The following is a 1,969-nucleotide window of genomic DNA, read 5'->3' as shown; positions in this document are numbered from 1 at the left end:
GAAGCTTTGCAGTCTGTTCACTCTGCTGTTCGTTGCGGGTTGAGAAAACCATGGGATAAAGGATAGTCGCTGCAAGGGAAAGGTATTATTCTCTTTCTCTGTCCAGCAGTTTTTTAGGAATTACTTTTTTTCGATGTTTTCCAGTACTCCTCCAATCCAGCTTTCAAAGTACTTGGGGCGAGGGCTGTAACCTATCTTACAAGCAACTATCTGATCATTAACTTCTGCATAGCAGCAAAGTAACCCTTCGTTCTTAGAAATAGTGTTCCTGAAGATAGCATTATTAAAGCCACCCAGACTTTGAAACAAGGTTTCGATTTGAGAGAGTCTCTCCTTAGAGACTGTTTCTTCATAAAAGATCTTCATCAGGTATTGTTTTATCCAATTCTTGTTGTTTGCTAAGAGTCCGATAGCTGTGAAGGACTCTTTCTTTACCGGACTCTGTCAGCCACCAGTTATCTTTTCGTGTGTGCTTGTCATTGACGAAGCAGGAATAGATACGAACCGATTGAGGTAGGCATTCTTCAAACAGATGAGCCGCTCTTTTTATATGAAATGCGGTTGTTAATAGTGCTACCGACTGAGTAGATGGAAGCTCACTGCTAATCAGTTTTGAACACAGGTCGGCATTTTCAATGGTATTGGTGGCCAGAGGTTCAAGCAGAATATCAGAGTCAGGCACTCCGTGGTCCAAAGCATACTCACTCATGGCTTCATATTCTGGCTGTCCGGATAGACAAGTGTTGCCACCGGTAAAAAGCAGCTTTTTGACAGGCAGGCTTTTGTAGAGTCGAATGGCTTCCGGCATTTTATACTGAATGACCTTATAACTACCCAGAACGATCAGTACATCGACTTCAGCGAATGAGTCATTATTCTCTGGAAAAACGGCTTCAGTGACAGCGTTTATCAGCTCACTATCCATAATGTTTGTTGTTTGTCTGAAAAGCTTCTTGAGGGTCTTTCTTTGATTGGGAGAAGAGTGTCTTGAAAACTTGATGGAGTCTGTCTTTTGTCATTTGGAACTTCTCCCCACCGAGCTGAGGAGGCCTCCTTGTCTCATAGTCTTCCGGAGACAGATAGTTGGTGTAACGGAGCTCTATCTGAATAGCCTGTACCTTGGGGGTGTCACGATACTTGGCCGTAATATACCCACCTTTGTAAAAGTCATTTTTGGCTGTATCAAAACCATGATCTTCAAAGATATTGTGAACAACATTCAGCCATTGAAGAGACGAACTCTGGTTATCAAGGTTCCCCAAACAGACGTCACACTCTATGGGCCCCATGAAACTGTGCAGGTCGAAAAGATAAGCTTTGCCGAATTGGGATAGGGCTGATTCCACAAGGTTATCCAACGCTTCATGATAAGGCTCATAGTACTGCTTAATCCTTTCCTGAATTTCTATTTCAGATGGGTAGGTTCTATAGATCTCTTCACCCCAGGTATTTTTCTGATAGGCCAGAGAGCTGCGAAAATCACCCAACAAATTACTCTCAGGTGAGCGGTTGAGGTCAACAATATACCGACTTATATCGGTTGAAATCATGCTCACTGGAAGCTCTTTCAGGAAGTCGTACAGCTCTCTCAAGTGCCAATCCATATTGGGTAAGCGCCCATAAGGCTCAGGCAGAAGGTTGCGTTTGGCTTCCTCTGTCAGAGTCATTCCGCTGTGGGGCAAGCTGAATATCCACGGGGATTCAGCCTTATTAATCGAGAGACCTTCCATACAATGCCCTGGAGTCAGTTTTCTGATATCAGTTGAAGCTTATGCCATTCTGAAAGGGGCCTCTATCTGACTCCATTCAGGCTGCTGCTTTTTGCGAAAATAATGTAACTGATTGGTAGCTTCTTAATAACTGCTGCAAAGCCCACAAGGTAGTATGTGAGAAGCTTTTTCAATCAAGTCCGTCAGCCTTGGAAACGAGCCACTGCCTGTTAACCTGTCTGTCAGATAGTCCCAGAATG

The 1,969-nt window shown here is 43.8% G+C and carries 2 protein-coding genes; both read right to left on the bottom strand.

The window, feature by feature from the left end; genetic code table 11:
- Nucleotides 1-349 precede the first annotated feature (349 nt).
- A complete protein-coding gene (locus tag ACR2PX_RS12065; protein ID WP_433999603.1) occupies nucleotides 350-925 on the bottom strand; it encodes a YdcF family protein in 576 nt (191 codons plus the stop codon).
- Entirely contained in the window at nucleotides 918-1,730 is an 813-nt protein-coding gene (locus ACR2PX_RS12060; RefSeq protein WP_433999602.1) for an N-formylglutamate amidohydrolase, read from the bottom strand. Before ACR2PX_RS12060 ends, ACR2PX_RS12065 begins: the two co-directional genes overlap by 8 nt.
- Nucleotides 1,731-1,969: the final 239 nt, after the last annotated feature.

This window comes from Endozoicomonas sp., assembly GCF_051008435.1.
In the GTDB taxonomy this organism is placed as follows: Bacteria; Pseudomonadota; Gammaproteobacteria; order Pseudomonadales; family Endozoicomonadaceae; genus Endozoicomonas_A.
This window is presented reverse-complemented; position numbering and strand designations above follow the sequence as displayed.

Coding starts and splice junctions, on each gene's coding strand:
- ACR2PX_RS12060 (WP_433999602.1), bottom strand. CDS start 1,730: ATGGAAGGTCTCTCGATTAATAAGGCTGAATCCCCGTGGATATTCAGC.
- ACR2PX_RS12065 (WP_433999603.1), bottom strand. CDS start 925: ATGGATAGTGAGCTGATAAACGCTGTCACTGAAGCCGTTTTTCCAGAG.